1 protein-coding gene is annotated in these 1293 nt (G+C 73.8%); it reads right to left on the reverse strand.

What is annotated here, in order from left to right:
* Positions 1-61: 61 nt before the first annotated feature.
* A partial coding sequence (locus tag WD250_06350) for a PP2C family protein-serine/threonine phosphatase (protein MEX2619823.1) occupies positions 62-1293 on the reverse strand: 1232 nt, incomplete at its 5' end.

Consider the following 1293-nt stretch of genomic DNA (forward strand, 5'->3'; position numbering starts at 1 on the left):
GAGGCGCGGGGCCGCGCGGGGGCCGGGGCGGGGGCCGGCGGGAGGCGCGGGGCCGGGGCGACTAGGGCGACGGCGGTGACAATTGCTCCCGGGACCGGTCACGACCCTTCCACTCGACCAGGACCAGTGTGGCGTCGTCGCGCATCCTGCCGTCCTGGTGGTCGATCACGTTGCGCACGATGCGCCGGACCGCCTCGGGCGCCGGGAAGCCAGTGTCGAGCTCCCGGCCGACCTGCTCGACCAATTGCTCCTCGCCGAAGAACTCGCCCTCGTGGGAGCGCGCCTCCACGATGCCGTCGGTGAACAGCAGCAGGCGGTCCCCCGGCTGGAGGTTGGTCTCGGTCACGGCTGGCGCATCGCCGCCCAGCCCGACGGGCAGGGTCGGATCGTCCGCGCAGCGGGCGACGACCCGGTTGTCCCGCACGAGCAACGCCGATGGGTGGCCAGCCGAGATCGAGCGCACGGACCCGGTCTGGAGGTCGAGCTCGCCGAAGACCACCGTCGCGAACCGCTCGCCCCCGAACTCCTGCGCCACCGCGTCGTCGGCGGCCTGCCAGTGCTCGACCAGCGACCCGCCGCCCCGCCGGCTGTTGCGGTACGCCGCGATCGCCACCGCGGCGGTGAGCGTGGCGCTGAGCGAGTGCCCCATCGCGTCAAGGACCGCGAAGTGCAGCGTGTCGTCGCTGACCGCGTAGTCGAACAGGTCCCCGGCCACCTCGTAGGAGGGGACGAGGAGGCCGGTGACGATCAGCCGGGCGCTGGTCAGCGTCAGCGGTGGCAGCAGCATGCGCTGGGCCTCGGCGCGCAGCGCCATCGGCCGACGGCGTTGGGTGACCGCGATGCGGTCGCCGTAGGCGGACTTGGCCACGAGCACGTCGGTCACCAGGTCGGCCACCCGCAGCCACCGCTCGGTGCCGGCGTCCCGGCCGTCCGGCAGCACCACGTCCAGCACGCCGATGCGATGGCTGCCGTTGATCATGGGCAGCAGCAGGCGGGTGCCGTCACCCTCGGGCAGCTCGGCGGGCTCCTCGGCGCGGAAGACCCGGCCGGCCACCGTGCTGTCGATCGGCTTCGGCTCGGTCTGGTCGGCGCCCGGCGCGGTGAGGGCGCGCAGCTCCATCTGGTCGTGGTCGGCAAGGTGCATCTCGGCCCGGCGTGCGCCGAGCCGCACGATCATGCGGGTCACCTCGCCGGGCAGGTCGTCCGGCTCGAGGTGGCGGGACCGGCGCAGGAAGTCCTCCAGGACGCTTCCGAGGTCACCGGCCATGTCAGGAGTCCCTGGCGGTCGCTGCG

The organism is Egibacteraceae bacterium (assembly GCA_040905805.1).
In the GTDB taxonomy this organism is placed as follows: domain Bacteria; phylum Actinomycetota; class Nitriliruptoria; order Euzebyales; family Egibacteraceae; genus DATLGH01.